The 24,749-nt window shown below is 75.0% G+C and carries 30 protein-coding genes; 17 read left to right on the top strand and 13 right to left on the bottom strand.

Going from position 1 to position 24,749, the window contains the following annotated elements; all coding sequences use genetic code 11:
• Window positions 1–23: 23 nt before the first annotated feature.
• Genes mtnA through HOP40_RS04650 form a run of 4 tightly spaced genes read left to right on the top strand, consistent with a single transcriptional unit; the run spans window position 24 to window position 3,760 of the window.
• Entirely contained in the window at window positions 24–977 is a 954-nt protein-coding gene (mtnA, locus tag HOP40_RS04665; protein WP_172167836.1) for an S-methyl-5-thioribose-1-phosphate isomerase, read from the top strand.
• 14 nt (window positions 978–991) lie between these two features.
• A complete protein-coding gene (locus HOP40_RS04660) occupies window positions 992–2,110 on the top strand; it encodes an MFS transporter (protein WP_172167834.1) in 1,119 nt (372 codons plus the stop codon).
• A gap of 18 nt (window positions 2,111–2,128) precedes the next feature.
• Window positions 2,129–2,764: a DUF47 domain-containing protein gene (locus HOP40_RS04655; protein ID WP_172154990.1), complete on the top strand. Its 636-nt coding sequence runs from the start codon at window positions 2,129–2,131 to the stop codon at window positions 2,762–2,764.
• The gene (locus tag HOP40_RS04650) at window positions 2,765–3,760 is read left to right on the top strand and encodes an inorganic phosphate transporter (RefSeq protein ID WP_172154988.1); all 996 of its coding nucleotides are present in this window, start codon (window positions 2,765–2,767) and stop codon (window positions 3,758–3,760) included.
• Window positions 3,761–3,848: 88 nt separating this feature from the next.
• Here the strand turns inward: HOP40_RS04650 and HOP40_RS04645 are convergent, their stop codons facing one another.
• Both HOP40_RS04645 and HOP40_RS04640 read right to left on the bottom strand, forming a co-directional pair.
• A complete protein-coding gene (locus HOP40_RS04645) occupies window positions 3,849–4,475 on the bottom strand; it encodes an MBL fold metallo-hydrolase (RefSeq protein ID WP_172154986.1) in 627 nt (208 codons plus the stop codon).
• Window positions 4,475–5,560, bottom strand: coding sequence for an S-(hydroxymethyl)mycothiol dehydrogenase (locus HOP40_RS04640; RefSeq protein ID WP_172154984.1), 1,086 nt, complete (start codon window positions 5,558–5,560; stop codon window positions 4,475–4,477). The genes HOP40_RS04645 and HOP40_RS04640 overlap by 1 nt, the downstream gene beginning before the upstream one ends.
• Before the next feature lie 78 nt (window positions 5,561–5,638).
• Between HOP40_RS04640 and HOP40_RS04635 the strand changes: the two genes are divergently transcribed.
• Window positions 5,639–6,391, top strand: coding sequence for an enoyl-CoA hydratase/isomerase family protein (locus HOP40_RS04635; RefSeq protein ID WP_172154982.1), 753 nt, complete (start codon window positions 5,639–5,641; stop codon window positions 6,389–6,391).
• A 110-nt stretch (window positions 6,392–6,501) separates the two neighbouring features.
• Window positions 6,502–6,888, top strand: coding sequence for a DUF3224 domain-containing protein (locus tag HOP40_RS04630; protein ID WP_172154980.1), 387 nt, complete (start codon window positions 6,502–6,504; stop codon window positions 6,886–6,888).
• Window positions 6,889–6,893: 5 nt separating this feature from the next.
• Here the strand turns inward: HOP40_RS04630 and HOP40_RS04625 are convergent, their stop codons facing one another.
• Window positions 6,894–7,598: an SDR family oxidoreductase gene (locus HOP40_RS04625; RefSeq protein ID WP_172154978.1), complete on the bottom strand. Its 705-nt coding sequence runs from the start codon at window positions 7,596–7,598 to the stop codon at window positions 6,894–6,896.
• 75 nt (window positions 7,599–7,673) lie between these two features.
• Between HOP40_RS04625 and HOP40_RS04620 the strand changes: the two genes are divergently transcribed.
• Window positions 7,674–8,030 (top strand): MerR family transcriptional regulator, encoded by a 357-nt coding sequence (locus tag HOP40_RS04620; protein WP_172154976.1) that lies wholly within the window; start codon window positions 7,674–7,676, stop codon window positions 8,028–8,030.
• A 25-nt stretch (window positions 8,031–8,055) separates the two neighbouring features.
• Here HOP40_RS04620 and HOP40_RS04615 read toward each other — a convergent pair whose 3' ends face one another.
• Window positions 8,056–8,979, bottom strand: coding sequence for a LysR family transcriptional regulator (locus tag HOP40_RS04615; protein WP_205347080.1), 924 nt, complete (start codon window positions 8,977–8,979; stop codon window positions 8,056–8,058).
• Window positions 8,980–9,070: 91 nt separating this feature from the next.
• Here HOP40_RS04615 and HOP40_RS04610 point away from each other — a divergent pair, with 91 nt between their 5' ends.
• Entirely contained in the window at window positions 9,071–9,889 is an 819-nt protein-coding gene (locus tag HOP40_RS04610; RefSeq protein ID WP_172154972.1) for an SDR family NAD(P)-dependent oxidoreductase, read from the top strand.
• A gap of 2 nt (window positions 9,890–9,891) precedes the next feature.
• Here the strand turns inward: HOP40_RS04610 and HOP40_RS04605 are convergent, their stop codons facing one another.
• Complete coding sequence (locus HOP40_RS04605; protein WP_172154970.1) at window positions 9,892–10,788, bottom strand: SDR family oxidoreductase; 897 nt, start codon at window positions 10,786–10,788, stop codon at window positions 9,892–9,894.
• Window positions 10,785–11,537 carry an SDR family oxidoreductase gene (locus HOP40_RS04600; protein ID WP_172154968.1) on the bottom strand — a complete coding sequence of 251 codons (753 nt, stop codon included), beginning with the start codon at window positions 11,535–11,537 and terminating at the stop codon, window positions 10,785–10,787. Before HOP40_RS04600 ends, HOP40_RS04605 begins: the two co-directional genes overlap by 4 nt.
• Window positions 11,538–11,663: 126 nt before the next feature.
• Here HOP40_RS04600 and HOP40_RS04595 point away from each other — a divergent pair, with 126 nt between their 5' ends.
• Both HOP40_RS04595 and HOP40_RS04590 read left to right on the top strand, forming a co-directional pair.
• Window positions 11,664–12,527, top strand: coding sequence for a helix-turn-helix domain-containing protein (locus HOP40_RS04595; protein WP_172154967.1), 864 nt, complete (start codon window positions 11,664–11,666; stop codon window positions 12,525–12,527).
• 49 nt (window positions 12,528–12,576) lie between these two features.
• Window positions 12,577–13,710 (top strand): fumarylacetoacetate hydrolase family protein, encoded by a 1,134-nt coding sequence (locus tag HOP40_RS04590; RefSeq protein WP_172154965.1) that lies wholly within the window; start codon window positions 12,577–12,579, stop codon window positions 13,708–13,710.
• Window positions 13,711–13,749: 39 nt separating this feature from the next.
• Here the strand turns inward: HOP40_RS04590 and HOP40_RS04585 are convergent, their stop codons facing one another.
• The 4 genes from HOP40_RS04585 to HOP40_RS04570 all read right to left on the bottom strand — a co-directional run bounded on the left by HOP40_RS04585 (window position 13,750) and on the right by HOP40_RS04570 (window position 15,609).
• Window positions 13,750–14,049 (bottom strand): hypothetical protein, encoded by a 300-nt coding sequence (locus HOP40_RS04585; RefSeq protein ID WP_172154954.1) that lies wholly within the window; start codon window positions 14,047–14,049, stop codon window positions 13,750–13,752.
• Window positions 14,050–14,158: 109 nt separating this feature from the next.
• On the bottom strand, window positions 14,159–14,572 hold the full coding sequence (locus HOP40_RS04580) for an acyl-CoA thioesterase (RefSeq protein WP_172154952.1): 414 nt from the start codon (window positions 14,570–14,572) through the stop codon (window positions 14,159–14,161).
• Window positions 14,569–14,895 carry a cupin domain-containing protein gene (locus HOP40_RS04575; RefSeq protein WP_172154950.1) on the bottom strand — a complete coding sequence of 109 codons (327 nt, stop codon included), beginning with the start codon at window positions 14,893–14,895 and terminating at the stop codon, window positions 14,569–14,571. The genes HOP40_RS04580 and HOP40_RS04575 overlap by 4 nt, the downstream gene beginning before the upstream one ends.
• 9 nt (window positions 14,896–14,904) lie before the next feature.
• Window positions 14,905–15,609, bottom strand: a complete 705-nt coding sequence (locus HOP40_RS04570; RefSeq protein ID WP_172154948.1) for a MerR family transcriptional regulator — start codon at window positions 15,607–15,609, stop codon at window positions 14,905–14,907.
• Between the two features lie 58 nt (window positions 15,610–15,667).
• Here HOP40_RS04570 and HOP40_RS04565 point away from each other — a divergent pair, with 58 nt between their 5' ends.
• Together HOP40_RS04565 and HOP40_RS04560 are read left to right on the top strand one after the other, a co-directional pair.
• Window positions 15,668–16,888 carry an acetyl-CoA C-acetyltransferase gene (locus HOP40_RS04565; RefSeq protein WP_205347079.1) on the top strand — a complete coding sequence of 407 codons (1,221 nt, stop codon included), beginning with the start codon at window positions 15,668–15,670 and terminating at the stop codon, window positions 16,886–16,888.
• A complete protein-coding gene (locus HOP40_RS04560) occupies window positions 16,888–19,047 on the top strand; it encodes a 3-hydroxyacyl-CoA dehydrogenase NAD-binding domain-containing protein (protein WP_172154946.1) in 2,160 nt (719 codons plus the stop codon). Before HOP40_RS04565 ends, HOP40_RS04560 begins: the two co-directional genes overlap by 1 nt.
• A gap of 188 nt (window positions 19,048–19,235) precedes the next feature.
• On the opposite strand, the gene HOP40_RS04555 is transcribed toward HOP40_RS04560, so the two are convergent.
• The 3 genes from HOP40_RS04555 to HOP40_RS04545 are packed head-to-tail and all read right to left on the bottom strand — an operon-like array spanning window position 19,236 to window position 21,372.
• Window positions 19,236–20,333, bottom strand: coding sequence for a carboxylate-amine ligase (locus tag HOP40_RS04555; RefSeq protein ID WP_172154944.1), 1,098 nt, complete (start codon window positions 20,331–20,333; stop codon window positions 19,236–19,238).
• Entirely contained in the window at window positions 20,330–21,013 is a 684-nt protein-coding gene (locus HOP40_RS04550; protein WP_172154942.1) for an SGNH/GDSL hydrolase family protein, read from the bottom strand. The genes HOP40_RS04555 and HOP40_RS04550 overlap by 4 nt, the downstream gene beginning before the upstream one ends.
• Entirely contained in the window at window positions 21,010–21,372 is a 363-nt protein-coding gene (locus HOP40_RS04545; RefSeq protein ID WP_172154940.1) for a DUF1330 domain-containing protein, read from the bottom strand. The genes HOP40_RS04550 and HOP40_RS04545 overlap by 4 nt, the downstream gene beginning before the upstream one ends.
• Before the next feature lie 75 nt (window positions 21,373–21,447).
• Between HOP40_RS04545 and HOP40_RS04540 the strand changes: the two genes are divergently transcribed.
• The 5 genes from HOP40_RS04540 (at window position 21,448) to HOP40_RS04520 (ending at window position 24,724) form a co-directional block, all read left to right on the top strand.
• Entirely contained in the window at window positions 21,448–22,074 is a 627-nt protein-coding gene (locus tag HOP40_RS04540; RefSeq protein ID WP_240157507.1) for a DedA family protein, read from the top strand.
• Between the two features lie 104 nt (window positions 22,075–22,178).
• Window positions 22,179–22,946 carry an ANTAR domain-containing protein gene (locus tag HOP40_RS04535; RefSeq protein ID WP_240157506.1) on the top strand — a complete coding sequence of 256 codons (768 nt, stop codon included), beginning with the start codon at window positions 22,179–22,181 and terminating at the stop codon, window positions 22,944–22,946.
• 24 nt (window positions 22,947–22,970) lie between these two features.
• On the top strand, window positions 22,971–23,267 hold the full coding sequence (locus HOP40_RS04530; RefSeq protein ID WP_172154938.1) for an antibiotic biosynthesis monooxygenase family protein: 297 nt from the start codon (window positions 22,971–22,973) through the stop codon (window positions 23,265–23,267).
• A gap of 3 nt (window positions 23,268–23,270) precedes the next feature.
• On the top strand, window positions 23,271–24,074 hold the full coding sequence (locus HOP40_RS04525) for an ATP-binding cassette domain-containing protein (RefSeq protein WP_172154936.1): 804 nt from the start codon (window positions 23,271–23,273) through the stop codon (window positions 24,072–24,074).
• Window positions 24,071–24,724, top strand: a complete 654-nt coding sequence (locus HOP40_RS04520) for a hypothetical protein (protein ID WP_172154926.1) — start codon at window positions 24,071–24,073, stop codon at window positions 24,722–24,724. Before HOP40_RS04525 ends, HOP40_RS04520 begins: the two co-directional genes overlap by 4 nt.
• The last annotated feature ends 25 nt before the right edge of the window (window positions 24,725–24,749 follow it).

Genomic DNA, 24,749 nt, shown 5'->3' with positions numbered 1-24,749 from the left:
TGCGACATAGGCTCACGGCCGTGCTGCCGCGGACGATCGACTGGGACGGATCGACCGGTGCGGGGGGTGTCGTGCTGGTCGACCAGACCGCGCTCCCCGAGCTCCGGACCACCACGATCGGCGACGTCGACGCCCTGGTCGACGCGATCCGCAGGCTGGTCGTGCGCGGGGCGCCCGCACTCGGCGTCGCCGGGGCGCTCGGTGTGGCGCTGGCCGCGCGGACCCTGCACGGCGCCGCCCTGGACGCCGCGTGCGACCGGCTCGCCGCCGCCCGTCCCACCGCCGTCAACCTGGCCGTGGGCGTCGAGCGGGCCCGGGCCGCCCTGTCCGGCGGGCCGGAGGCCGCCCTCGCCGCCGCGCTGGCCCTGCGCGACGAGGACATCGCCGCCTGCCACGCGATCGGCGACCGCGGCGCCGACCTGCTCACCGCGCTCTGCGGCGACCGGCCGCTGCGCCTGCACACCCACTGCAACGCCGGCGCGCTCGCGTGCGTCGAGTGGGGCACGGCGCTGGGCGTCGTCCGCTCGCTGCACGGGCGGGGTCGCGTGGCGCACGTGGTCGCCGACGAGACGCGGCCGCTGCTGCAGGGCGCCCGGATCACCGCGCTCGAGCTGGCCGCCGAGGGCATCGACCACCACGTCGTCGTCGACGGGGCGGGGCCCTCGCTGATCGCGCGCGGCCTCGTCGACGCGGTGGTCGTGGGCGCCGACCGGGTGGCCGCCAACGGCGACGTCGCGAACAAGATCGGCACCTACCCGCTCGCCCTGGCGGCGGCCCGCGCCGGGATCCCGTTCGTCGTGGCCGCGCCGGAGAGCACGGTCGACCCGGCCACCCCGGACGGCGCGCACATCGAGATCGAGGAGCGCGCCGCCGACGAGGTGACGGCGCACGCCCCGGCCTGGAACCCGGCGTTCGACGTGACCCCGGCCGACCTCGTCACGGCCGTGGTCACCGAGCGGCGCGTGTGGCGGCCCTGACGCCCGTGGCGGGCATGCGGTCGTGGCCGTTCCGGCTCATGCTCCTCGCCACGGTGCTCGGCTTCGGCGGGTACGCGCTGCTGCTGCCGGTGGTCCCGCTGTGGGTCTCGGGCGCGGGCGAGCTCGCCGCCGGCAGCACCACGGGCGCGCTGATGCTCACCACGATCGGCACCCAGCTCGCCGTGCCGTGGCTGGTGGCGCGGCTGGGGTACCGGACCGTGCTCGGCGCGGGGCTGGTGCTGCTCGGCGCGCCCACGCCGCTGCTCGCGCTCTCGGCGGAGCTGGGCCCGGTGCTCGCGGTGTCGGCGGCGCGGGGCGTCGGGTTCGGCCTGCTGACGGTGGTGGGCAGCGCGCTGGTGGCCGAGCTCGCGGCGCCGTCGGAGCACGGGCGCGCCGCCGCGCGCTACGGCGTCGCCGTCGGGGTGCCGCAGCTCGTGCTGCTGCCGGCCGGGGTGGCGGTCGTCGACGTCGCCGGGTTCACGGGCGTGTTCGTCGCGGCCGGCGCGGCGCCGCTGCTCGGGCTGCTCGCCCTGCCGGCGCTGCGGGTGCCGCGGCCGACGCCCGTCGCCGCCGACGGCGAGCCCGGCCCCGCCCGCCCGCGGCCCGCGTCCGCCCCGCTGGTGGCGATGCTGTCCTGCTCGGTGGCGCAGGGCGGGCTGGTGACGTTCCTGCCGCTGGCCGTCCCCGGGGCCGCCGGCCTGGTGGCGGCCGCGCTGTTCGCCACCGCTGCGGGCGCGCTGCTCGGGCGCACCACCGCCGGACGCCTGGTCGACCGCCACGGCCTGGGCGGGCGGCTGCTGCTCCCGGGCGTGCTGCTCGCCGCCGCCGGGATGGCCGTGGAGGTGCTGGCGCTGGGCGCGCCGGCCGGCCCGCTCGTCGTCGTCGGGTCGGCGGTGGTGGGCGTCGGGTTCGGGCTGGTGCAGAACGACGCGCTCACGACGCTGTTCGCGGCGGGCGGGCCGGCGGGCTACGGATCGGCGAGCGCCGCGTGGAACATCGCCTACGACGCCGGGACGGGTGTCGGCGCCGTCGGCCTGGGGGCGGTGGCGGACCCGTTCGGCTTCCGCGCGGCGTTCGGCCTGTCGGCGATCGCCCTGCTCCTCGTGGGTCCGGCCGCTCGTCGTTCGAGGTGAACGGGGTACAAAGTCCCGGTGGCCTTCCGACTGACGCCCCATGAACGCGGCTTCTACCCGCTCTTCAGCCGCGCGGCCGACAACATCGTCTCCGCGGCCGACGACCTCGCGAAGCTGGTGGCCGCCGAGCCGTCCGCCCGCCCGGTGCTCGCGCAGCGGGTGAAGGAGACCGAGAACGCGGGCGACGCCGTCACCCACGAGATCATGGTCAAGCTCAACAAGACCTTCGTGACGCCGTTCGACCGCGAGGACATCTACCGGCTCGCGTCCTCCCTCGACGACGTCCTCGACTTCATGGAGGAGGCCGCCGACCGGATCGTGCTCTACCGGCTGGGGGTGCTGCCCAGCGGCATCTCCGAGCAGGTCGAGGTGCTGCGCCGGGCCGCCGCCGCCACCGCGGAGGCGATGCCGCGGCTGGAGAAGATGGCCGAGCTGCAGGAGTACTGGATCCACGTCAACTCCCTGGAGGACGAGGCCGACGCGGTCTACCGGCGCCTGCTCGGCGACCTGCTCGCCCCGCCCGACGGCGACCCGCCCGCCGACGTCCTCACCGTCCTCAAGGTCAAGGAGATCGTGGAGACGCTCGAGGAGGCGGCCGACGCCTTCGAGACGGTGGCGAACACCGTCGAGAGCATCGCCGTCAAGGAGGCCTGAGTGGAGCTCGCCGCGGTCGTCGTGGTGATCGTCGTGGCGCTCGGCTTCGACTACACCAACGGCTTCCACGACGCCGCGAACGCCATCGCCACCTCGGTCTCGACGCGTGCGCTGGCCCCGCGCACGGCGCTGGTCATGGCGGCCGTGATGAACATGGTCGGGGCGTTCCTCGGCACCGAGGTCGCCTCCACGGTCGGCAGCGGGATCATCGAGGCGCCGAGCGGGATCTCCGGGCTCGTCGTCGTCCTGGCGGCGCTGATCGGCGCGATCGTCTGGAACCTGGTGACGTGGTGGTTCGGGCTGCCGTCGTCGTCGTCGCACGCGCTGATCGGCGGGCTCGTCGGCGCCGCGCTGGCCGCGGCGGGCACGGTGCAGTGGGACGGGGTCGTGCAGAAGGTCGTCATCCCGATGGTGCTGTCGCCGCTGGTCGGGTTCGTGCTGGCCGGGCTCGTGATGCTCGTGCTGCTGTGGGTCTTCCGCAACGGCCGCCCCCTCAGGCTGACGCGCGGGTTCCGCTACGCGCAGACCGTCTCGGCCGCGGCCATGGCGCTGGGCCACGGGCTGCAGGACGCCCAGAAGACGATGGGCGTGATCGTGCTGGCGCTCGTCGTCGGCGGCTACCACGAGGGCTTCGACATCCCGTGGTGGGTCGTGGTCCTGTCGGCGGGCGCGCTCTCGGCCGGGACCTACGCGGGCGGCTGGCGGATCATGCGCACGCTGGGCCGGCGCATCATCGACCTCGACCCGCCGCGCGGCTTCGCCGCCGAGGCCACGGCGTCGGCGGTGCTCTACACGACCGCCTTCGTGTTCGCGGCCCCCATCTCGACCACGCAGACGATCACGTCGTCGATCCTCGGGGTGGGCGCCACCAAGCGCCTGTCCGCCGTGCGGTGGGGCGTGGCCGGCAACATCGCGGTGGCCTGGGTCCTGACGATCCCGATGGCCGGGCTCTCGGCGGCGCTGGCGTTCTGGGCCATCCACCCCCTCGTCGGCTGATCGGGCCGGGGCGGTGACCGCCGGCCCGTGCGCCGATCGTCTCGGCCGCTTCCTCCACGCGGCCGAGACAGTACTGACGTGCTACCGATCAGCTGCCCTTCGCGATCCACTCCTCCAGGTGCGGGAGCTCGTCGCCGATGCTGGTGGAGTCGCCGTGGCCGGTGCGGACGGTGGTGGCCCCGGGCAGCGTCAGCAGGGTGGTGCGGATCGACTCGATGATCGTGTCGAAGCTCGAGTACGACCGGCCGGTGGCGCCGGGACCGCCCTGGAACAGGGTGTCGCCGGAGAACACCGTGCCCAGCTCCGCCGAGTAGAGGCAGGAGGAGCCGGGGGAGTGGCCGGGGGTCTGCAGCACGCGGAGCTCGATGCCGCCGACGGTGATGACCTGGCCGTCGGCGAGCTCGCCGTCGGGCCTGCGGTCGGGCCAGGTCATGTCCCACAGCACCGACTCGTTCGGGTTGAGCAGGATCGGCGCGGAGAAGCGGTCGGCCAGGGCGGGGGCCTGGTTGACGTGGTCGTCGTGGGCGTGGGTGCACACGACGGCCTTGACGGTGCGGCCCCCGACCGCGGCGGCGATGGCGTCGGCGTCGTGGGCGGCGTCGATGACGACGACCTCGTTCTCGTCGCCGACGATCCAGACGTTGTTGTCGACGTCCCAGGTGCCGCCGTCGAGGGAGAACGTGCCGGAGGTGACGAGGTGGTCGATCGGCGCCATCAGAACAGCACCACCGAGCGCAGGACCTCGCCCTTGTGCATCTTCTCGAACGCGGCCTCGACCCCGTCGAGGGCGATGGTCTCGCTGACGAACTTCTCCAGGGGCAGGCGGCCCTGCAGGTGCAGGTCGACGAGCATCGGGAAGTCGCGGCTGGGCAGGCAGTCGCCGTACCAGGAGGACTTGGTGGAGCCGCCGCGCCCGAACACGTCGATGAGCGGGAGGTCGACGGTCATGTCGGGGGTGGGGACCCCGACCAGGACGACGGTGCCGGCGAGGTCGCGGGCGTAGAAGGCCTGCTTGAAGGTCTCCGGGCGGCCCACGGCGTCGACGACGACGTTGGCGCCGTTGCCGTCGGTGAGCTCCTGGACGGCCTCGACGACGTCGCGCTCGCGGGCGTTGATGGTGTGGGTGGCGCCGAAGCCCTTGGCCCACTCCAGCTTCCGGTCGTCCATGTCGATCGCGATGATCGTCGACGCGCCGGCGAGTCGGGCGCCCGCGATCGCGGCGTCACCCACGCCGCCGCAGCCGATGACGGCGATGGAGTCGCCGCGCCCGACGCCGCCGGTGTTGATGGCCGCGCCGATGCCGGCCATGACCCCGCAGCCGAGCAGGCCCGCGACCTCGGGCTTGACCGCCGGGTCGACCTTGGTGCACTGCCCGGCGTGGACGAGGGTCTTCTCGACGAACGCGCCGATCCCGAGCGCGGGGGAGAGCTCCTGGCCCGACTCCAGCGTCATCTTCTGGGCGGCGTTGTGGGTGGAGAAGCAGTACCAGGGCTCACCGCGCCGGCACGCGCGGCAGGTGCCGTCGACGGCGCGCCAGTTGAGGATCACGAAGTCGCCGGGGGCGACGTCGGTGACGCCCTCGCCGACGGCCTCGACGATCCCGGCGGCCTCGTGGCCGAGCAGGAACGGGAACTCGTCGTTGATGCCGCCCTCGCGGTAGTGCAGGTCGGTGTGGCACACCCCGCACGCCTGGACCTGGACGACGGCCTCGCCGGGACCGGGGTCGGGGACGATGATCGTCTCGACCGAGACGGGCTCGCCCTTCTTGTGGGCGACGACCCCGCGGACGCTCTGCGGCATGGTGATCTCTCCATCGATCGGTGACGGACGGCTCATGCGCAGCCTGCCATGAGACCGCGGCCGGTACCGTCCCGGTTCGTGATCGAACTCGAGCGCGACGGCGATGTCGCGGTGCTCCGCCTGGCCCACGGACCGGTCAACGCCCTGGACCCCGAGCTGTGCGACGCGGTCGCCGACCGGTTCCAGGCACTGGCGACGGACCCGGCGCGGGCCGTCGTCCTCACCGGGGCGGGACGGGCCTTCTCGGCGGGCGCGGACCTGCGCCGGCTCGTCACCGACGGCGAGCCCTACGCGCGGCGGTTCGTGCCCGCGCTCGACGGGCTGTTCCGCAGCGTGTTCGAGCTGCGCAAGCCGGTGGTGGCGGCCGTCAACGGGCATGCGATCGCCGGTGGTGCGGTGCTCGCCGCGGCCGCCGACGTCGTGCTGATGGCCGACGGGAGCGCCCGGATCGGGCTGCCCGAGCTGGTGGTGGGCGTGCCGCTGCCCCGGGTGGCGGTGGAGGTTGTCCGCTACGCCGTCGGCGACCAGGTGGCGCGCACGCTGATCACCGGCGCGGCCACGCACCTGCCCGGCGAGGCGCGGGCGCTCGGCCTGGTCGAGGAGGTGCTGCCCGCCGACGACCTGCTGCCCGCCGCGGTCGAGCGCGCCCTGGCGATGGCGGACAGGATCCCCGCCGACACGTTCGCGTTCACCAAGGCCCAGCTCCGCCGCGACGCCCTCGCCCGCATGGACGACGCCGGCGCGGAGGAGGCGGACACGATCGACCTGTGGATCCGCCGCGCAGCCGACGGCTGGACGCAGCGGTACCTGGAGTCGGTCACCCGCAAGTGACCCCGCGCGAACGGCACTCTCGCCCAACCAGGTCGGGTGGGAGTGCCGTTCGCACACGGGCTGTCGCGGATCTCCAATCCCCACCGCGCGCGGGCCGCGAGGATGGGCCCATGACGACGACCGGACGGTTCGACCTCACCTCCTGGGACGAGGAGGTCTACGACGACGCCGAGGGCGCGAGGCTCGTGCGGGTGGCCGGCACGAAGACCTTCGAGGGCGGGGTCAGCGGCACGAGCGCGATGCAGCTGCTGCAGGCGATCGCCGACCCGTCGGCCGCGTACGTCGGGATCGAGCGGCTCGCGGTCTCGGTCGACGGCCGCAGCGGCACGTTCGTGCTCCGGCACTCCGCCGTCGGCAGCGCGAGCGGCGGCGACATGACCGTCGACGTCGTGCCCGACTCGGCCACCGGCGCGCTGCGCGGCCTGACCGGGCGGCTGACGATCGACCGGTCGCCCGAGGGCGAGCACACGTACGCCTTCACCTACGAGCTGGGCTGACCGGGTCAGCCGGCCACCGGGGCGTGCAGCTCCTCCGGCGAGGCGGACAGCAGTCGCTTGGCCTCCCGGGAGTCGTCGTCGACCAGCACCTCGCTGAGCGCGGCCTCCAGGCCGTCGAGGATCGCACGGACGACGTCGGCCGGGTCGTTCTTGGGCACGTCCCAGCCGGCCATCATGTCGGTGTCGGTCGAGGACAGGTGCGCGCCGAGGACCTGGGTGCCCTGCGCCGCGAGGGCCAGGCGCGTGCTGTGGGTCAGCGACCACTGCGCCGCCTTGGCCGCGGCGTAGGCGCCGTTGCCGGGGTAGGTGCGGAAGGACAGCACCGACAGCACGTTGACGATCGCGCCGCCCCCGGCCCGGGCCAGGGCGGGGGCGAAGGCGCGGGTGACGCGCAGGGTGCCCCAGAGGTGCACGTCCATCTCGGCGCGGGCCTGCTCCAGGTCGCCGGTCAGCAGGTCGGTGAGCGTGGAGATGCCGGCGTTGTTGACCAGCAGGTCGACGTCCTGCGCGGCCGCGGCGGCGGCGAGCACGCTCTGCTCGTCGGTGACGTCGAGGTGCAGCGGGGTGGCGCCGGGGACGTCGACGGCCGCGGGGTTCCGGGCGGTGGCGTAGACCCGGCGGGCGCCGCGGGCGAGCAGCTGCCGGGTGATCTCCCGCCCCAGGCCCCGGTTGGCGCCGGTGACGAGGGCGGTGGCGTTCTGGATGTCCATGCCGACGACGGTAGGATCTCACACGCGTATCAGGTTCAACCGTCGAGCCGGTGACGCGCACCACAGGGAGGTGCCGTGCGCATCGGGGAGCTGTCGCGGCGGACCGGGGTGAGTCCGCGGTCGCTGCGCTGGTACGGGGAGCAGCAGCTGCTGCTCGAGCAGCGGACCGGGGGCGGGCACCGCGAGTACGCCGACGACGCCGTCGAGCGGGTGGAGCTGATCCAGCTGCTCTTCGCGGCCGGCGTGCCCGCGCGGCACGTCGTCGAGCTGCTGCCGTGCATCTACTCCGGGACGACGACGCCGGCGATGGTGGCCCGGCTGGAGCAGGAGCGTGCCCGGGTGGACGCCCAGGCCCGGCACCTGGCCGAGACCCGCGACCGCCTGGACGGCGTGCTGGTCGAGGCCCGCGCACGGATGGTCCCCGCCGCCTGACCCCTCCCGACCTCGCCGACACGGGTCACGCCGGGTCCGACCACGGCTCCGCCATCGCGGCGGCCGCGGTCGCGAGGGCCGCCCGGACGGCCGCGACCGCCGGCCCCGGCTCACCGGTCCAGGCGAGGGTGAGCCGGCGCTCCCGCGGCGCCGGGTCGTCGACCCGCACGGTGACGACCCCGCCGGGGACCGCGGCGGCGGCCAGCGCGGGGATGGTGGTCACGCCGAGACCGGCGGCCACGAACCCGAGCCGCGTGGACCAGTCCCGGGCCCGGGCCACCACCTCGGACCCCTCGAGGGCCGGCCACACGCCGAACTGCGGCTCCCCCTCCGCTCCCTGCCCGACGACCCACCGCTCGGCGGCGAGGTCGGCGAGGGACACCCGTCCGATTCCGGCCAGGCGGTGCCCGGCGGGGACGGCGACCAGCAGCGGCCCGCTGGGCAGGGTCCGGGTGGTCAGACCGCGGAGGTCGTAGTCCGGCAGGCCGTCGCCGACGGCGATGACGGCGAGGTCGAGGCGCCCGGACCGCAGCCGGCGGAGCTGGGCCGGCGTGGACAGCTGCCGGAAGTCGACGTCCACGTCCGGCCGGGTCGAGCCCAGGTGGGCCAGGGCCCGCGGCACGAGGTCCACCGCGGTGGTCGGGAAGCCGCCGAGGGTGACGCGGCCGACGACCTGGCGTCCCAGCGCGGCGATGTCGTGCTGCGCCGCGTCCAGCTGGTCCAGGACCACCTCGGCCCGGCGCAGCAGGGCCCGCCCGGCGGCGGTCGGCGCCACGCCCCGGGCCGCCCGCGTGAACAGCACGGCGCCCGCGGCGTTCTCCAGGGCGCGGACCTGCTTGGACACCGCCGACTGCGTGTAGCCCAGCAGCTCGGCGGCCCCGGTGAACGAGCCGGTGCGGGCGACGGCCCGCAGGGAGCGGAGAGCCTGCGTCGACACGTCCAGGGCCACCCGTCCATCCTCCCCTGCCAGTCCTGTCCGGCATGGCTGCGGTGCCGATCCCTCGCTGGTGGTGCCCCTGTCGCGTCCGCACAGTGGAGTCATGGGAAGAGCAGTGAAGACGTGGTTCGTCACCGGGACGTCCACCGGGTTCGGGCGGCTGTGGACCGAGGCGGCCCTGGAGCGCGGTGACCGGGTCGTGGCCACCGCCCGTCGTCCGGAGACCGTCGCGGACTACCCGCAGCGGTTCGGGGACGCGGTCCTGACCCTGGAGCTCGACGTCGTGGACCGGGACGCGGTCCACGCCGCGGTGCGGCGGGCGCACGAGCACTTCGGCGCGCTGGACGTCGTCGTCAACAACGCCGGCTACGGCCACTTCGGCATGGTCGAGGAGATCACCGAGCGCGAGCTCCGCGACCAGATGGAGACGAACTTCTTCGGGGCGGTCTGGGTGACGCAGGCGGCGCTACCGGTCTTCCGCGCCCAGGGCCACGGCCACCTGGTGCAGGTGACGAGCGAGGGCGGGGTCCGCGCGTACCCGGGGATCGGCGCCTACCACGCGTCGAAGTGGGCGGTGGAGGGGTTGTCGGAGTCGCTGTGGCAGGAGGTCGAGGGCCTGGGCATCCACGTGACGAACGTGGAGCCCGGCCCCTACGCGACGGACTGGCTGTCCCGCGGCTCCCGGACCAGTGCCCCGATGCCGGCCTACGACGCCGTCCGGGCGCGGAACGGCGGGGAGTGGGCCGTCGGCGACCCGGCGGCCACCCGGGCCGCGCTCCTGCGGGTGGTCGACGCGGCGGAGCCGCCGCACCGCGTCTTCTTCGGCCGCTCGTTCACCGACGTCGCCGCGATCTACCAGGAGCGGTTGGACACCTGGCGGGAGTGGGAGCCGGTGGCGCTCGAGGCGTTCGGGAACGGCTGAGGTCACCCGTCGTGAGGACCCAGCAGGTCGGCGAGGCCGATGCGGCGGTAGAAGTCCCGGCGCACCCGGTCGCCGACGGCGTTGACCTCCTCGGCGCCGTCGTCCGCCGGGTCGACGTGCACCCGGTAGGGCCGGCTCCCGCGCTCCGCGCCGACGGCGGCGACGACGGCCCGGGCCACCTCGCCGGGGTCGGCGTCGGGCGGCGACAGCTCGGCCAGCTTCGCCCCGACCTGGTCCACCAGGCCGGCGTAGCGGGAGTCGTAGGCCGCGGCCACGCCGGTGTCGGCGGCGTGCCCGGCGTGGGCGAAGTGGTTCGTGCCGCTGGTGAACGACCCGGGCACGACGATCGTGGTCTCGATGCCGAACCGGATGAGCTCGGCCGCGTAGCTGACCGCCAGGGAGTCCTCGGCGGCCTTGGCCGCGAAGTACGGCGCCAGGTAGGGCGGCGTCCCCCCGCGGGTGCTGGAGGACCCGATCCACACGAGCAGCCCGCTGCCCCGGGCGCGCAGGTGCGGCAGCACGGCCCGGTTGACCCGCTGGGTGGACAGCACGTTGACGTCGTAGGCCGCGGCCAGCTGCTCGGGCAGGAACGCCTCGGTCGGGCCCAGCACCATGTGCCCGGCGTTGTGCACGACCACGTCGAGGTGCCCCGACGCGGCGAGGACGTGCGCGACGCCGGCGTCGACGGAGTCCTGGTCGGACACGTCGAGCTCGACCGCGCGCAGGTCGACGCCGTGCTCGTCGGCGTGCACCCGCAGGTCCGCGACCGCCGGTGCGTTGCGCCCGGCGGTGGCCCTGATGCCGGCCCACACGGTGTGCCCGGCCGCGGCCAGCGCGCGCACCGTCATCGCCCCGAAGCCGCTGGAGGCGCCGGTGACCAGCACGACCTGGCCGCTCACCGGGCCACCCCGCCGTTGACCAGGAGCACCTGGCCGTTGACCCACCGGCCGGGCCCGGCCAGGAACGCCACCGCGGTCGCGATGTCCTCGGGCTGCCCCAGCCGTTCCAGCGGCGGGGCGGCGGCCAGCCGGTCGATCGTCTCCTGGTCCTTGCCGTCCAGGAAAAGCGGCGTCGCCGTCGGCCCGGGGGCCACCGCGTTGACCGTCACGTCACGGCCGCGCAGCTCCTTGGCCAGCACCATCGTCAGGGCGTCCACCGCGCCCTTCGTCGCGACGTAGGCGCCGTAGGTGGGCAACGCCAGGGACGTCACCGACGTCGAGAAGTTGATGAGCGCGCCGCCGGTGCGCAGCCGGCGGACCGCCTGCTGGTCGACCACCACGGTGCCGCGCACGTTCGTCCGGTGCATCCGGTCGAGGTCGGCCAGGTCGAGCTCGGCGAGCGGGGACAGCAGCATGATCCCGGCGGCGTGGACGACGACGTCGACGCCGCCGTACAGCTCCTCGGTGCGGTCGAACAGCGCGGCGACCGCGGTCTCGTCGGCGACGTCGGCCTGCTGCGCGACGGCCGTGCCGCCGGCCGCGGTGATGGCGTCGACGACCTCGTCGGCGCGCTCGCGCCGACCCGCGAAGGCGACGACGACGGCCATCCCGTCGGCGGCCAGGCGCTGCGCCACCGCGGCGCCGATGCCCCCGGACGCCCCGGTCACGACGGCGACGCGGGCGGGTGGTGATCCTGCGGATGCGGTCATGATCGGAACGCTAGGAGGGGCAGACCGGATGCGCTTCCACCCGATTGCCCCCGGCTTCCACCGGATTGCGGCGCCGGTGCGGCGGACCCCCGGGCGGCGGCCGGGCCCTCCTGCTGGAATGGGCTCATGACGACGACGGGGAGCACCGCCTGCGGGGCCACCGCCGGGTCCGGGTCGGCGCCGGGGTGGACGTCGATGTCCCTGCGCCGGGTGCACGACCGCGCGGAGGTCGAGGACTTCCGGATCGCCGCCGCCGACGTGCAGCGGGTCGTGCTGCTGGAGTCCGGCACCAAGTGGATCGAGTCCGCGGCCGGTGGCCGCTGGCAGGGCGCCGTCCACGCCCCGGGGACCCTCGGTCTCACGGCGCCCGGGCGCGCGACGCGGCTGCGGTGGCGGGCGACCTCGGACGAGCCGGTCGTCACCCTGCAGGTCACCGTGCCGGGGCCGGTCGTCCGCGGGATCGCCGAGCAGGTGTGGGGCCGGGCGGGCACCCCCGTCCTGGACAGCCTCAGCACCGACGACCCGACGACGGCGGTGCTGCTGGGAGCCGCGGCGGCGGCGCAGCGGGCGGGCGCACCGGACCTCTACGCGCAGTCGGCGGCCCAGTTCCTCGTCACTCACCTGCTGACCCACCACGCCGGCCTGCCCGCGCCGCGGCGGCCGACGCGGGAGGAGCGCCGCACCGCGCGCGTGCTGGCGTACATGGCCGCGCACCTGGAGGAGCAGCTGACCCTGTCGGAGCTGGCCGGGGTGGCCGGTCTGTCCCCGTACCACTTCCTGCGCGTGTTCAAGGCGACCACCGGACGCACGCCGATGCGCCGGCTCACCGAGCTCCGCGTCGAGGCGGCGCAGCGGCTGCTCAGGGGGACCGACCAGCCGGTCACCCGGATCGCGTACGCCTGCGGGTTCAGCAGCCCCGGCCACCTGGCCGCGTCCTTCGCCCGGCACGTCGGCACCACGCCGTCGCGCTACCGGGCCCAGCACACCTGACCGACCAGCACACCTGACCGGCCCGGCGATCCCGGCTACGGTGCCGGGCATGCGGAGCCTGGCGCTGGGGGTCGTGGGTGGGGCGGGCCGTCCGGGACCCGGGCGGGTGGTGGCGCGGTCGGCGGAGGGCGTCGTCGACGTCGGGTCGCTCGCCGACGTCGAGGGCGGCCCGCACCCGGAGCTGCTCGCCGCCACGACGCTCGACCCGCTGCTCGCCGCGGGCCGCCCGGCGTGGCGGGAGGTGCACGGCTGGCTCGCGTCGCGGCTGCGGGAGGACCACGCGCCCTACGTGCTGCCGCCGGCGGGGCTGGAGCTGCGGCTGCCGTTCACCGTCGCCGACTACGTCGACTTCTTCGCCTGCGAGCGGCACGCCCTCAACGCCGCCACGATCGCCCGCCCCTCCGGCGCCGCGCTCCCGCCGAACTGGAAGCACCTGCCGGTCGGCTACCACGGCCGGGCGGGCACGGTGCGCGTCACGGGGACGCCGGTGCAGCGCCCGCGCGGGCAGGTCGCCGCGGGTGAGCTCGCGCCGACCCGGCAGCTCGACGTCGAGGTCGAGCTGGGGTTCGTGCTCGGCGCCTCCGGCGGCCCGGTGGCGATGGAGGACGCGCTCGACCACGTCTTCGGGGTGGTGCTGCTCAACGACTGGTCGGCGCGCGACGTGCAGGCGTTCGAGTCGCGCCCGCTCGGGCCGCTGCTGGGCAAGTCGTTCGCCACGTCGGTCTCCGGGTGGGTCACGCCGCTCGACGAGCTCGCCGCCGCGTGGACCGACCCGCCCCCGCGCGACCCCGCGCCGCCGTCGTACCTCCAGGGCTCCACCGACCGCGGGCTCGACGTGGCCTGCGAGCTGCTGGTCAACGGCGCGACCGTGTCCCGGCCGCCCGCGGTGGACCTGCACTGGACCGCGGCCCAGCTCGTCACCCACCTGACGACGAACGGCACGCCGCTGCGCGCGGGCGACCTGCTCGGCTCCGGCACGATCTCCGGCGCCCGCCGCGACCAGCGCGGCTGCCTGCTGGAGCTGAGCTGGGGCGGCACCGAGCCGGTCGCGGTCGGCGGGGGCGCCAGCCGGACCTACCTGGAGGACGGCGACGAGGTCGTCATCGCCGCGACGGCGCCCGCGGTCGGCGGCGGGCGCCTGGAGCTGGGCGAGGTGCGCGGGCGGGTGCTGCCCGCCCGGTGACCCGCGCCGCCGGTGGCGGTCCTCAGGTGGTGGCGGTCCTCAGGCGGTCGCGGTGCGGATCGGGCAGCCGGCGACGTGCTGGGCGGCGCCCCGCAGGGGCCACTCGGCGCCGCACACCCGGCACAGCCGGGCGCGGTCGGAGCCGACCGCGTGCAGCCCCGGCGCCCCGAGCGGGATGATCGGCTGGCCGCCGGACAGGGCCGCGGTGGCGAACGTGTAGATGCTCAGCTCGGTGTCGGTCATCTCCGCGCGCGGCTTGTCGACGAGCTCCTGGATGCGGACGAGCGCGTAGCGCATCCAGACCTCGCGGGTCAGCGGACCGTCGGGGACGGCGAACATCGGGACCTCCGGAGTCGGCAGCGGCGCGGACACGACGCAGTGTGCCCACAGGGTGCACCGGTTGCGTGTCCCGGAATGAGACGTGTCCCACGCAGCGGAACGGCGGCGGTCAGATCGCGAGGAGCGGGGCCGGCTCGCCGAGCGCGTCGGCGATGAGCGGCGGGATCGGGCGCTTGCCGGAGCCGTCGGTGGCCACCACGACGTACACCGTCCGGCCCGCGCACGTGACCTCCGCACCGCGGCGCACCTCGAAGTCGAGCGCGAAGGAGGTGGTGCCGGTGCGGGCGGTGGCGACGGCGATGTCGACCTCGTCCTGGAACCCGACGCCGGTGCGCCAGTCGATCTCCGAGCGCACGAGCTGCACGTCGTGGCCCGAGGCGAGCATGTCGGCGTAGGGCAGGCCGCGGTCGGCCAGGAACGCGGTCATGGCGTCGTCGAACCAGGCGAGGTACCACGAGTTGAACACGACGCCCTGGCCGTCGACCTCGAGGTAGCGGACGCGGTGCCGGTGGGTGAAGGTCATCCGCGCGTCCGTTCCGCCGGGCCGAACACGACGACGATCGAGAGGTCCTCGCTGACGTCGACGAACTGGTGCTCCTCCGCCGCCGGCACGTAGACCACGCTGCCGGGGCCGATCTCGACGTCGACGGAGGACGAGACCAGCCGCGCCCGCCCGCGCACGACGACGTAGACCTCGTCCTCGCCGTGCGGGTGCTGGCCGTCCTTGCCCCCGACGGGGATGCAGTAGGTGCCCACCGACAGGTCGCTCGCGCGCAGGTGCTCGCGGTACTGGTTGGGCTCGCCCTCGGGGACCGCGAAGTGACCGGCGGCGCGTAGGACCCGCATGGGGCGAACCTATCCGATCCGTTCGCGGATGGTCCGGTTCACCGCCCGCCCGAACGCCGTGACGACGCCGCGCACCGTGATCGGCTTCAGCTGGGAGAAGGCCTGCGCGAGCCGGGTGCGCTCGTCGGCGGGGCGGCCGCGGTCGCGGTAGGGCTGGAGCACCTCGTCCTGGAAGACCTTCATGAGGTCCTCGGCGAGCGCGGTGGTGTGCTGCTCGATGAGCTCGTGGGCGCGGCGCCAGACGTCGACGGGCAGCCCGGAGTCGATCACGGCCAGGCCCTCGCCGAGGGTGCCGGAGCCGTGCAGCCGGACGCGGCCGCCGTCGAGGACGTCGATCACACCGAGGTCGGACAGGAGCTCGACGTCGGCCCCGGTCAGGGTGCGCCCGGCGCGGCGGTCGAGCTCGGCGCGGTCGACCTCCTCGAGCTGCTCGGGCACCCACGGCGTGAGCAGGGCGCGCTGCAGCGCGAGCTCCGTGGCGCCCGCGGACTCGGGCAGCCGGCCCAGGTGGCCCTCGATCGCCGACAGCGAGAAGCCCAGCGCCGACAGCTCGCTGACCAGCTCCAACCGGGCGACGTGCTCGGGGCCGTAGAGGCCGGTGCGCCCGCGCAGGACGGGCGGCGGGAGGAGGCCGCGGCCGGCCCAGAAGCGGATGGTGCGGACGGTGACCCCGGTGCGTTCCGCGAGCTGGTCGATGGTGAGCTGGCCCGTCATGGGTGGCACCGTACGCCTCACCTTGACCTATGTGACAGTGCTGCTGTAACAAAGGTGCATGGCTGAGATTCCCGAGGCGTTCGTCTACGACGCCCTCCGCACACCGCGCGGCCGAGGCAAGGCCTCGGGCTCGTTGCACGAGGTCAAGCCGGTCTCGCTGGTCACCGGGCTCATCGACGAGATGCGCGCCCGCCACCCCGAGCTCGACACCGGCACGATCGACGACGTCGTGCTCGGCGTGGTCTCGCCGATCGGCGACCAGGGCGGTGACATCGCCAAGACCGCCGCCATCGCCGCCGGCCTGCCCCACACCGTCGCGGGCGTGCAGCTCAACCGCTTCTGCGCCTCGGGCCTGGAGGCCGTCAACACCGCCGCGCAGAAGATCCGCTCCGGCATGGAGGAGATGGTGCTCGCGGGCGGCGTCGAGGCCATGTCGCGCGTGCCCATGGGCTCCGACGGCGGCGCCTGGGCGATGGACCCCGACACCAGCTACCGGACCGGCTTCGTGCCCCAGGGCATCGGTGCCGACCTCATCGCCACGCTCGAGGGCTGGAGCCGCGAGGACGTCGACACGTTCGCCGTCGAGTCGCAGGCGCGCGCGGCCAAGGCGTGGGCCAACGGCTACTTCGCCAAGTCCGTCGTGCCGGTCAAGGACCGCAACGGGCTGACGATCCTCGACCACGACGAGTTCATCCGCGCGGGCGCCACGCTGGAGAGCCTCGCCGGGCTCAAGCCCTCGTTCGCGATGATGGGCGAGGCGGGCGGCTTCGACGCCGTCGCGCTGCAGGAGTACCACTGGGTCGAGCAGATCGACCACGTGCACCACGCCGGCAACAGCTCCGGCATCGTCGACGGCGCCGCGCTCTGCCTGATCGGCACCGAGGCCGCGGGCCGGGCCGCGAACCTGCGCCCCCGCGCGCGGATCGTCGCCACCGCGCTCTCGGGCGCCGACCCGACGATCATGCTCACCGGCCCCGCGCCCGCCTCGCGCAAGGCGCTGGCCAAGGCCGGGCTGACCGTCGACGACATCGACCTGTTCGAGATCAACGAGGCGTTCGCCGCCGTCGCCATGCGGTTCATGCGCGACATGGGGATCAGCCACGAGAAGACCAACGTCAACGGCGGCGCGATCGCGATGGGGCACCCGCTCGGGGCCACCGGCGCGATGATCCTGGGCACGCTGATCGACGAGCTGGAGCGGCGCGAGCTGCGGTACGGCCTCGCCACGCTGTGCGTCGGCGGCGGCATGGGCATTGCGACGATCGTGGAGCGGATCTGATGAGCGACCAGAAGGCCGTGCGCTGGGAGAAGGGCGAGGACGGCATCGTCGTCGTCACCCTGGACGACCCGGGCCGCAGCGCCAACACCATGAACGAGCGCTTCGGTGAGGCGTTCGACGAGTGCGTCAGCGCGCTCGTCGCCGACCGGGACGCCCTCACCGGCGTCATCCTCACCTCGGCGAAGAAGACGTTCTTCGCGGGCGGCGACCTCGACTCGCTGTCGACGGCCACCCCGGCCGACGCCCCCCGCTTCTACGAGCAGTCCATGGCGATCAAGACCGTGCTGCGCCGGCTGGAGACGCTCGGCAAGCCCGTCGTCGCCGCGATGAACGGCACCGCGCTCGGCGGCGGCCTGGAGATCGGCCTGGCCTGCCACCACCGCATCGGCCTCGACGCGCGGGGCGTGCTCTACGGCCTGCCCGAGGTGACGCTGGGCCTGCTGCCCGGCGGCGGCGGCGTCGTGCGCATCACGCGGATGCTCGGCATCGCCGACGGCTTCATGAAGGTGCTCGCCCAGGGCCAGCGGATGAAGCCCGCGCAGGCGCTGGAGACCGGCATCGTCGACGAGCTCGCGGCCACGCCCGAGGAGATGCTCGACAAGGCCCGCGCCTTCATCGCGGCCAACCCCGAGGCCGCGCAGCCGTGGGACAGGCCGGGGTACAGGATCCCCGGCGGCACCCCGTCGTCGCCGAAGCTCGCGGCGTTCCTGCCCGCGTTCCCGGCCAACCTGCGCAAGCAGCTCAAGGGCGCGCCGATGCCGGCGCCGCGCAACATCCTCGCGGCGGCCGTCGAGGGCACGCAGGTCGACATCGAGACCGCGTTCCGCATCGAGGCCCGCTACTTCACCGAGCTCGTCACCGGCCAGGTCAGCACGAACATGACCAAGGCGTTCTTCTACGACCTGCAGGCCATCAACGGCGGCCGCTCGCGGCCCGACGGCTTCGAGAAGTGGCAGCCGCGCAAGGTCGCCGTGCTGGGCGCCGGGATGATGGGCGCGGGCATCGCCTACGTCTGCGCGCTCGCCGGCTGGGAGGTCGTGCTCAAGGACGTCGAGCTCGCCTCCGCCGAGAAGGGCAAGGCCTACTCCGAGGGCCTGGTCGCCAAGGGCGTCAAGCGCGGCAAGACCACGCTGGAGAAGGGCGAGGCGCTGCTCGGGCGCATCACCCCCACCGCCGACTACGGCGACCTCGCCGGCTGCGACGTCGTCATCGAGGCCGTGTTCGAGTCGGTGTCGCTCAAGCAGGAGGTGTTCCGCGAGGCGATGAAGGTCGTCGAGCCCGACGCCCTGCTCTGCTCCAACACCTCGACGCTGCCGATCACCGAGCTCGCCGCGGGCCTCGACCGCGAGGGCGACTTCATCGGCCTGCACTTCTTCTCGCCCGTCGACAAGATGCCGCTCGTGGAGATCATCCGCGGCGAGCGCACGTCCGACGCCGCGCTGGCCAAGGCGTTCGACCTGACGCTGGGGATCAAGAAGACCCCGATCGTCGTCAACGACAGCCGCGGGTTCTTCACCAGCCGCGTCATCGGCACCTTCATCAACGAGGGCGTCGCGATGCTGGCCGAGGGCATCGACCCGCAGACGATCGAGCAGGCGTCGTCGCAGGCCGGCTACCCGGCGCCGGTGCTGCAGCTGATGGACGAGCTCACGCTCACGCTGCCGCAGAAGATCCGCAAGGAGACGCGGGCGGCCGTCGAGGCGGCGGGCGGCACGTGGACGCCGCACCCGTCCGAGGGCGTCATCGACCGGCTCGTCGAGGCCGGCCGCACCGGCAGGTCGGGCGGCGCGGGCTTCTACGAGTACGTCGACGGCAAGCGCGCCGGCCTGTGGAAGGGGCTGCGCGAGGAGCTCGGCGCCACCAACCACGACGTCGACCTGCACGAGCTGTCCGAGCGCATGCTGGTCATCGAGGCGCTCGAGACCGTGAAGTGCTTCGACGAGGGCGTGCTCACCTCGGTGCCCGACGCCAACATCGGCTCGATCTTCGGCATCGGCTACCCGGCCTGGACCGGCGGCGTGGTGCAGTACGTCGAGGGCTACCCGGGCGGCCCGGCCGGCTTCGTGGCGCGGGCCGACGAGTTCGCGCAGAAGTACGGCGAGCGGTTCGCGGTGCCGGCGAGCCTGCGGGAGCGGGCGAAGGAGACGGCGGCGGCCTGACGCCGACCCCTCCCCGCCCCTCCCTTGTTCGGGCCGCGCCACCCTGTTGCAGCAAGGCCACCTTCACGCAACGACGTTGCGTGAAGGTGGCCTTCCTGCAATCCGGAGGCGGGGGCGGGGGGCGAGGGGCGGGGGAGGCGGGCCGCGGGGGGCGGGGCTGTCGAGGAGGCGCGGGGAGGGGGCGGCGCTCAGGGCGCCGGCAGGGCCGCGTCCTGGGCCACCGCCGCCAGCGACCCGGTCCGCTCCCGCACCGCCCGCTGGCGCTGCGCCCCGGTGCCGCGGGCCAGGACACCGGCGAGCAGGGCGTCGACGGCGGTGCGGTCGCCCGCCTCGTCCAGGGCGTCGGCGACGTGGGCCACCAGCGCCCCGAGGACGTCCGCGGCCGGGGCCGGGCGCCAGGTCGCGGGGTGCAGCAGGTCGCCCGTGACGCCCGACCGTCCGGCCCGCCACGCCGCCAGCCGCAGCACCTCGGTGCGCACCGGCGGCACCCCGTCGCCGGCCCGCCAGCCCCGGACCGCGGTCTCCACCAGCCCGCGCACCAGGGCCGCGACCAGCACGGCGTCGTCGGGGTCGCGGCAGACGTCGGCGACCCGCACCTCCAGCGTCGGGTGGTCGCGGGACAGGCGGGCGTCGAGGTAGACCATGCCCTCGTCGAGGACCGTATCGGTGGCGAGCACGCCGTCGACGAACTCGCGGTAGCCCTGCGCCGACCCGAACGGCGCGTACGCCCCCGCCGACGGCCAGCGCGACCACACCTGGCTGCGGAAGCTGTCGTGCCCGGAGTCGGCGCCCTGCCAGAACGGGGAGTTGGCGCTGACGGCCAGCAGCGGCGCGAGCCAGGGCCGGATGCGGTCGAGCGCGGCGACGCCCTCCTCCGCGGAGTCGATCGCCACGTGCACGTGGCAGCCGCAGGTCAGCTGGTCGTCGACGGTGATGCCGAACCGCTGCACCATCCGGGCGTAGCGCTCCACCGGCGAGACGGTCGGCTCCACCGGCAGCGGCGACGTCCCCAGCGGCGCGACGGCGGCCCCGAGCCGGGCCGCGGCGGCGGCGGCCTCCGCGCGGGTGTTGCGTAGCTGCGCGCCCAGCTCGTCGAGCGTGCGGCACGGGCGCGTGCCCGTCTCCAGCTGCTCGCGGTGCAGCTCCCCGGTGAGCCCGGCGCCGTCGGCGTCCGGCTCGGCGGAGTCCCACGCGGCCAGCACGGCCCCGCCGACGGCCCGCGGCCGCCCGCTGCCCGGGTCGAGCAGCAGGAACTCCTCCTCGACGCCGACGGTCCGCGCGCTCACGCGCCGACCCCGATCGCCGCGCCGAACACCGCGGCGAGGCCCGCGTACCCGCGCTCGTTGGGGTGGAAGTGGTCGGCGGCGAGCTTGCCCGACCAGCTCTGCGTGCGCGGCGTCCGCAGGTCGGCCAGCCGCAGCCCGCGCTCGGCCACGGCCTCGTCGACCAGGCGGCTGACCTCCAGCGCGGCGGCGTAGGTCGCCGGCTGGTTGCCCACGACCGTGCCGGGCGGGACGCGGCGCAGCAGCTCGGCGAGGTCGCCCGCGAGCGCGGGGCGCAGCCGCGGGCTGACCAGGTCGTTGTTGCCGATCAGCAGCGTGACGAGGTCGGGCTCCTGCCCCAGCGCCGCGAGGGCGGGGAGCTGGTGGTCGAGCACGTCGCGCACCCGCCCGCCGCTGACGGCGAGGTTGACCACGCGCCACCCGGGCATGCGCGCGGCGAGCTGCCCGACCCAGCCGCGGTCGTGGGCGCCGGCCCCGATCCCGACGGTGAGCGAGTCGCCCAGCGCCACCCACAGCGGGCCGTCGGCGGCCAGCGCCTCGCGGTTGTGCCGCTGCCACGCCCGCGCGTAGGGGACCACCTGGTCCTGGACGCTGCGCACGCCCGGCAGGACGCGGGAGAGCAGGCGCAGCACCGGCCCGGCCGGACGGCCGCTGAGGCCGGAGTACTCGAACTCTGTCGTCATCCGCGGGGCACCGTGGGCTGCAGCACCGCCTCCACCAGCGCCTCCGTGCGCAGGTGGGTGCCCTCCTGGTAGCCGGGGTCGCGGACCATCTCGGAGAACGCGCGGCGGCTCGGGTAGGACACGAGCAGCACGGCGTCCCAGTCCTGGCCCTGCTCGGCGACCACGGGGTCGGCGCCGTGCCCGAAGTACACGACGGAGGCGCCCACCTTCTCCGCGAACGGCCGGAAATGCGCCAGGTAGGCGTCGTACCGGTCGGCTCCGCCGGGGGCGAAGCGCAGCAGGTTGAGCATGACGATCGGCTGGTCGGGGTCGTCGGCGAGGAACGCCTTCATGTCGGCCCCGGACGGGTTCACGGCCATGCGCCCATCATGCCCCGCTGTGACCCTCCCTACCTCCACCGGATGATCACAGGACGATTCGGGCAACCTGGGGTCATGGCCGACTGGGTGTTCTCGATCGTCGACCGCCTGGGAGCGCCGGGCGTCGGCCTGCTGATCCTCCTCGAGAACATCATCCCGCCCATCCCGTCCGAGGTGATCCTGCCGCTGGCCGGGTTCCGGGCCCGGGTCGGAGCGTTCAACGTGGTCGCGGCGTGGGGCGCGGCGACGGCCGGGTCGCTGATCGGCGCACTGATCCTCTACGGGCTCGGGGCCTGGTTCGGCTACGACCGGCTGCACGCCCTCTCCGGCCACCGCTGGTTCATCCTGTCCAGCCAGAAGGACCTCGAACGCGGCTTCGGGCTGTTCCGGCACCACGGCGGCAAGGTCGTGCTGCTGGCCCGCTGCGTGCCGCTGCTGCGCAGCGTCGTGTCCATCCCCGCGGGCATCGTCGGGATGCCGCTGTGGCGGTTCGCGCTGCTCACGACCGTCGGCAGCGGCATCTGGAACGCCGTGTTCGTCGGCCTGGGCTGGTACCTGGGGGAGAACTTCGAGCTGGTGGAGCGGTGGCTCGGGCCGGTGACCTACGTGGTGCTCGGGCTGCTGCTGGTCGGGCTGGTCGTGCTCATCGTGCGGCGGGTCCGCTCGCGGGAGACCTCCGACCGGGCGCGCCACCGGGCCTGACCGCGCCACCGTTCGGCCGAACGACACCTGATCGGCTTGCCCGAGGGCGTCGCTGTCGGTCAAGCTTCCGCGCGCTGGGCTCGAACGATCAGGAGTGTGTGCGGGTGACGGTTCACGAGGGAACGGCCGGCGACGCGGCGGTGCTGGCCGCGGTCGTCGACGAGGTCCCGGGAGCGGTGGCGGCGGAGTTCCTCGCGCTGGCCGCCGCCCTGATGGACGCGACGACGGTGCGCGGTGTGCTGGTGCGCGTCGTCGATGCGGCGAAGGCCGTCGTGCCGGGAGCCGACCTGGTCAGCGTCACGCTGCGCACGGCGTCCGGGTTGCACACCCCCGCCGAGACCGACCCGCTCGCCACCCGGCTCGACGAGATCCAGTACCGCATCGACGACGGGCCGTGCGTGGACGCCACCCGCAAGGCGGGCCTGGGCCTCACGTTCTGCTCCGACCTCGCCTCCAGCACCCGCTTCGGCGCCTTCGGCCCGGCCGCGGCCGAGCTCGGGGTGCACAGCGTGCTGGCCGTCGGCCTGTTCCCCGACGGCGACGGCCCGCGGATGGGGGCGCTGAACATCTACTCCCGCCAGGTCGCGGGCCTCGACGAGCTCGACCGCGACCTCACCCTCGTGCTCGCCGCCCACGCCTCCACCGCGCTGGCGGCCACGATGGCCGCCACCTCCTCGGAGCTGGAGGGCGCGCAGCTGCGCCAGGCGCTGCAGAGCCGCGACGTCATCGGCCAGGCCAAGGGCATCCTCATGGAGCGTCGCGGGATCAGCGCCGACGAGGCGTTCGACGTGCTCCGCACGGCGTCGCAGTCGCTCAACGTGAAGCTCGCGCAGGTGGCCCAGACGCTGGTGGACCACCGCGCCGAGGTGTGAGCGCCGCGGGCTAGCCTGGCCGCCGTGATCCGCAACGTGGTGGTGGGCCGGCTGCTCCCGGACGTGCCGGCCGAGCAGGTGGACGCGGCGCTGCAGGCGCTGCGCGACCTGCGCGTCGAGGGCGTGACGATCCGGCTGGTGGCGGGCACCGACCTGGGCCTGCGCGAGGGCAACGCGAGCTTCGCGATCACCGTCGACCTCGACGACGAGGACGCCTACCGCGTCTACGACCTCGACGAGGAGCACAACCGGATCCGGCGGGAGATGTTCGCGCCGATCAGCGCGTCGATCGAGCGGATCCAGTTCCGGCTGCCCGGCTGAGCGGTGCGCCTGGAGGGGGTGCGCAAGCGCTACGGGCGCGGTCCCGAGGTGCTCGCGGGCGTCGACCTCGACGTCGTGCCCGGGGTCCCGGCGGTGGTGCTGGGCGCCAACGGCGCCGGCAAGTCGACGCTGCTGCGCATCGCCGCCGGCTGCTCGGTGCCCACGTCCGGCCGCGTGCGCGACCGGCCCCGGCGCGTCGGGCACCTGCCCGCCGACCTCCCGGTGCCCGAGCGGACGCCCGTCCGGACCTGGCTCGCGCACCTCGCCGCGATCCGGGGCTCCGGGCGCGACGGCGCGGAGGCGACGGCGCTGCTGGAGCGGCTCGGCTTCACCGGCGGCCCCGACACCCCGATGGGGCGGCTGTCGACGGGCAACGCGCGCAAGGTCGGGCTGGCGCAGGCGCTCTGCGGGTCGCCCGCCCTGCTGGTGCTCGACGAGCCCTGGTCGGGGCTCGACGACTCCGCGGCCGCCGCGCTCGACGCGGTACTGGCCGGGGTGGCGGTGCCGCTGCTGGTCGCCGACCACTCCGGGCGGGCCGGCGGGCTCGCGGGCGCGGCGCGCTGGAGCCTCTCCGCGGGGCGGCTGGCGCCCGGACCGGCGCCGGAGGCACCCCGCACCGTGGTGGTGCTGCGCTGCCCGGGCGACCTGGCGGCCGTCGTCGCGCGGCTGCCGCCGTCCGCGCGGTGCTCGGGCGAGGGCCCGGTGCTGACCGTCCGGGTGCCGGTCGCCGGGGGTGACGCGCTGCTGGCGGCGGCGCTGGGGGCGGGGTGCTCGGTGCTGTCCGTGCGCCGTCCGGGGACGCCGTGAACGGCGTCGCGACGACGGCCGCCGTCGCGCGGTACGTGCTCGCCGAGGTGGTCCGGTCGCAGCGCTGGGTGCCTCCGCTGCTCCTGTTCGCCGCGGTGCTCGCGGTGCTGTTCGGCGGCGACCCCGGGCCGCCGCCCGTGCCGTGGGCGGCGTCGGCGCTGGCGCTCTACCCGGTGGCGGCGTGGTGGGCGCTGGTCGTCGCGCACGTCGACGACCCGGCGCGGCGCGCGCTGACCGCCTCGGCCGCCGGCGGGTGGGGGCCGGTCGCGGCGGCCACGGCGCTCGTGGCGGTGCTCGGCGACGTCCTGCTGGTCGCGCTCGCCGTGGCGTGGCCGGTGGTGCTCGGCCGCTACGCCTACCCGCCCGCGACCGTGGTGCTCGGCGTCGTGGCGCACCTCGCGGCCGCGCTGGCGGGCACCGCGGTGGGGCTGCTGTGCGCCCGGCCGGTGGTGACCCGGATCGGGCGGTCGGTGCTGCTGGCCGTCACGGTCGTGGTCGTGACGGCGGTGCAGCCGTGGCTCCCGCCCGTCGGCACGGCGGTGGCCGCGCTGACCGCCGCGGGCCCCCCGCCCGTGCCCGACGCCGGGCTGGCGCTCGTCCTGCTCACCGCGGCCACCGGCGTCGCCTGGGCGGTGGACCGCCGCCGGTAGCGCCCGACCCCGCCCGCCCTGTCCG

It is taken from the genome of Pseudonocardia broussonetiae (genome assembly GCF_013155125.1).
Lineage (GTDB): Bacteria > Actinomycetota > Actinomycetes > Mycobacteriales > Pseudonocardiaceae > Pseudonocardia > Pseudonocardia broussonetiae.
The sequence above is the reverse complement of the archived record's forward strand: the minus strand, read 5'-3'. Positions and strand labels throughout refer to the sequence as shown.

Excerpts from the sequence above, each read along its gene's own strand:
- HOP40_RS04585 (WP_172154954.1), bottom strand. The coding sequence starts at position 14,049 with ATGTTCGCCGTCCCCGACGGTCCGCTGACCCGCGAGGTCTGGATGCGC.
- HOP40_RS04640 (WP_172154984.1), bottom strand. The coding sequence starts at position 5,560 with ATGCCGCAGAGCGTCCGCGGGGTCGTCGCCCACAAGAAGGGCGAGCCC.
- HOP40_RS04570 (WP_172154948.1), bottom strand. The coding sequence starts at position 15,609 with ATGACGGGCCAGCTCACCATCGACCAGCTCGCGGAACGCACCGGGGTC.
- HOP40_RS04580 (WP_172154952.1), bottom strand. The coding sequence starts at position 14,572 with ATGACCTTCACCCACCGGCACCGCGTCCGCTACCTCGAGGTCGACGGC.
- HOP40_RS04595 (WP_172154967.1), top strand. The coding sequence starts at position 11,664 with ATGACGACGACGGGGAGCACCGCCTGCGGGGCCACCGCCGGGTCCGGG.
- HOP40_RS04630 (WP_172154980.1), top strand. The coding sequence starts at position 6,502 with ATGACGACGACCGGACGGTTCGACCTCACCTCCTGGGACGAGGAGGTC.
- HOP40_RS04600 (WP_172154968.1), bottom strand. The coding sequence starts at position 11,537 with ATGACCGCATCCGCAGGATCACCACCCGCCCGCGTCGCCGTCGTGACC.
- HOP40_RS04660 (WP_172167834.1), top strand. The coding sequence starts at position 992 with ATGCGGTCGTGGCCGTTCCGGCTCATGCTCCTCGCCACGGTGCTCGGC.
- HOP40_RS04565 (WP_205347079.1), top strand. The coding sequence starts at position 15,668 with ATGGCTGAGATTCCCGAGGCGTTCGTCTACGACGCCCTCCGCACACCG.
- HOP40_RS04590 (WP_172154965.1), top strand. The coding sequence starts at position 12,577 with ATGCGGAGCCTGGCGCTGGGGGTCGTGGGTGGGGCGGGCCGTCCGGGA.
- HOP40_RS04540 (WP_240157507.1), top strand. The coding sequence starts at position 21,448 with ATGGCCGACTGGGTGTTCTCGATCGTCGACCGCCTGGGAGCGCCGGGC.
- HOP40_RS04625 (WP_172154978.1), bottom strand. The coding sequence starts at position 7,598 with ATGGACATCCAGAACGCCACCGCCCTCGTCACCGGCGCCAACCGGGGC.
- HOP40_RS04575 (WP_172154950.1), bottom strand. The coding sequence starts at position 14,895 with ATGCGGGTCCTACGCGCCGCCGGTCACTTCGCGGTCCCCGAGGGCGAG.
- HOP40_RS04545 (WP_172154940.1), bottom strand. The coding sequence starts at position 21,372 with ATGGCCGTGAACCCGTCCGGGGCCGACATGAAGGCGTTCCTCGCCGAC.
- HOP40_RS04550 (WP_172154942.1), bottom strand. The coding sequence starts at position 21,013 with ATGACGACAGAGTTCGAGTACTCCGGCCTCAGCGGCCGTCCGGCCGGG.
- HOP40_RS04645 (WP_172154986.1), bottom strand. The coding sequence starts at position 4,475 with ATGGCGCCGATCGACCACCTCGTCACCTCCGGCACGTTCTCCCTCGAC.
- HOP40_RS04560 (WP_172154946.1), top strand. The coding sequence starts at position 16,888 with ATGAGCGACCAGAAGGCCGTGCGCTGGGAGAAGGGCGAGGACGGCATC.
- HOP40_RS04610 (WP_172154972.1), top strand. The coding sequence starts at position 9,071 with ATGGGAAGAGCAGTGAAGACGTGGTTCGTCACCGGGACGTCCACCGGG.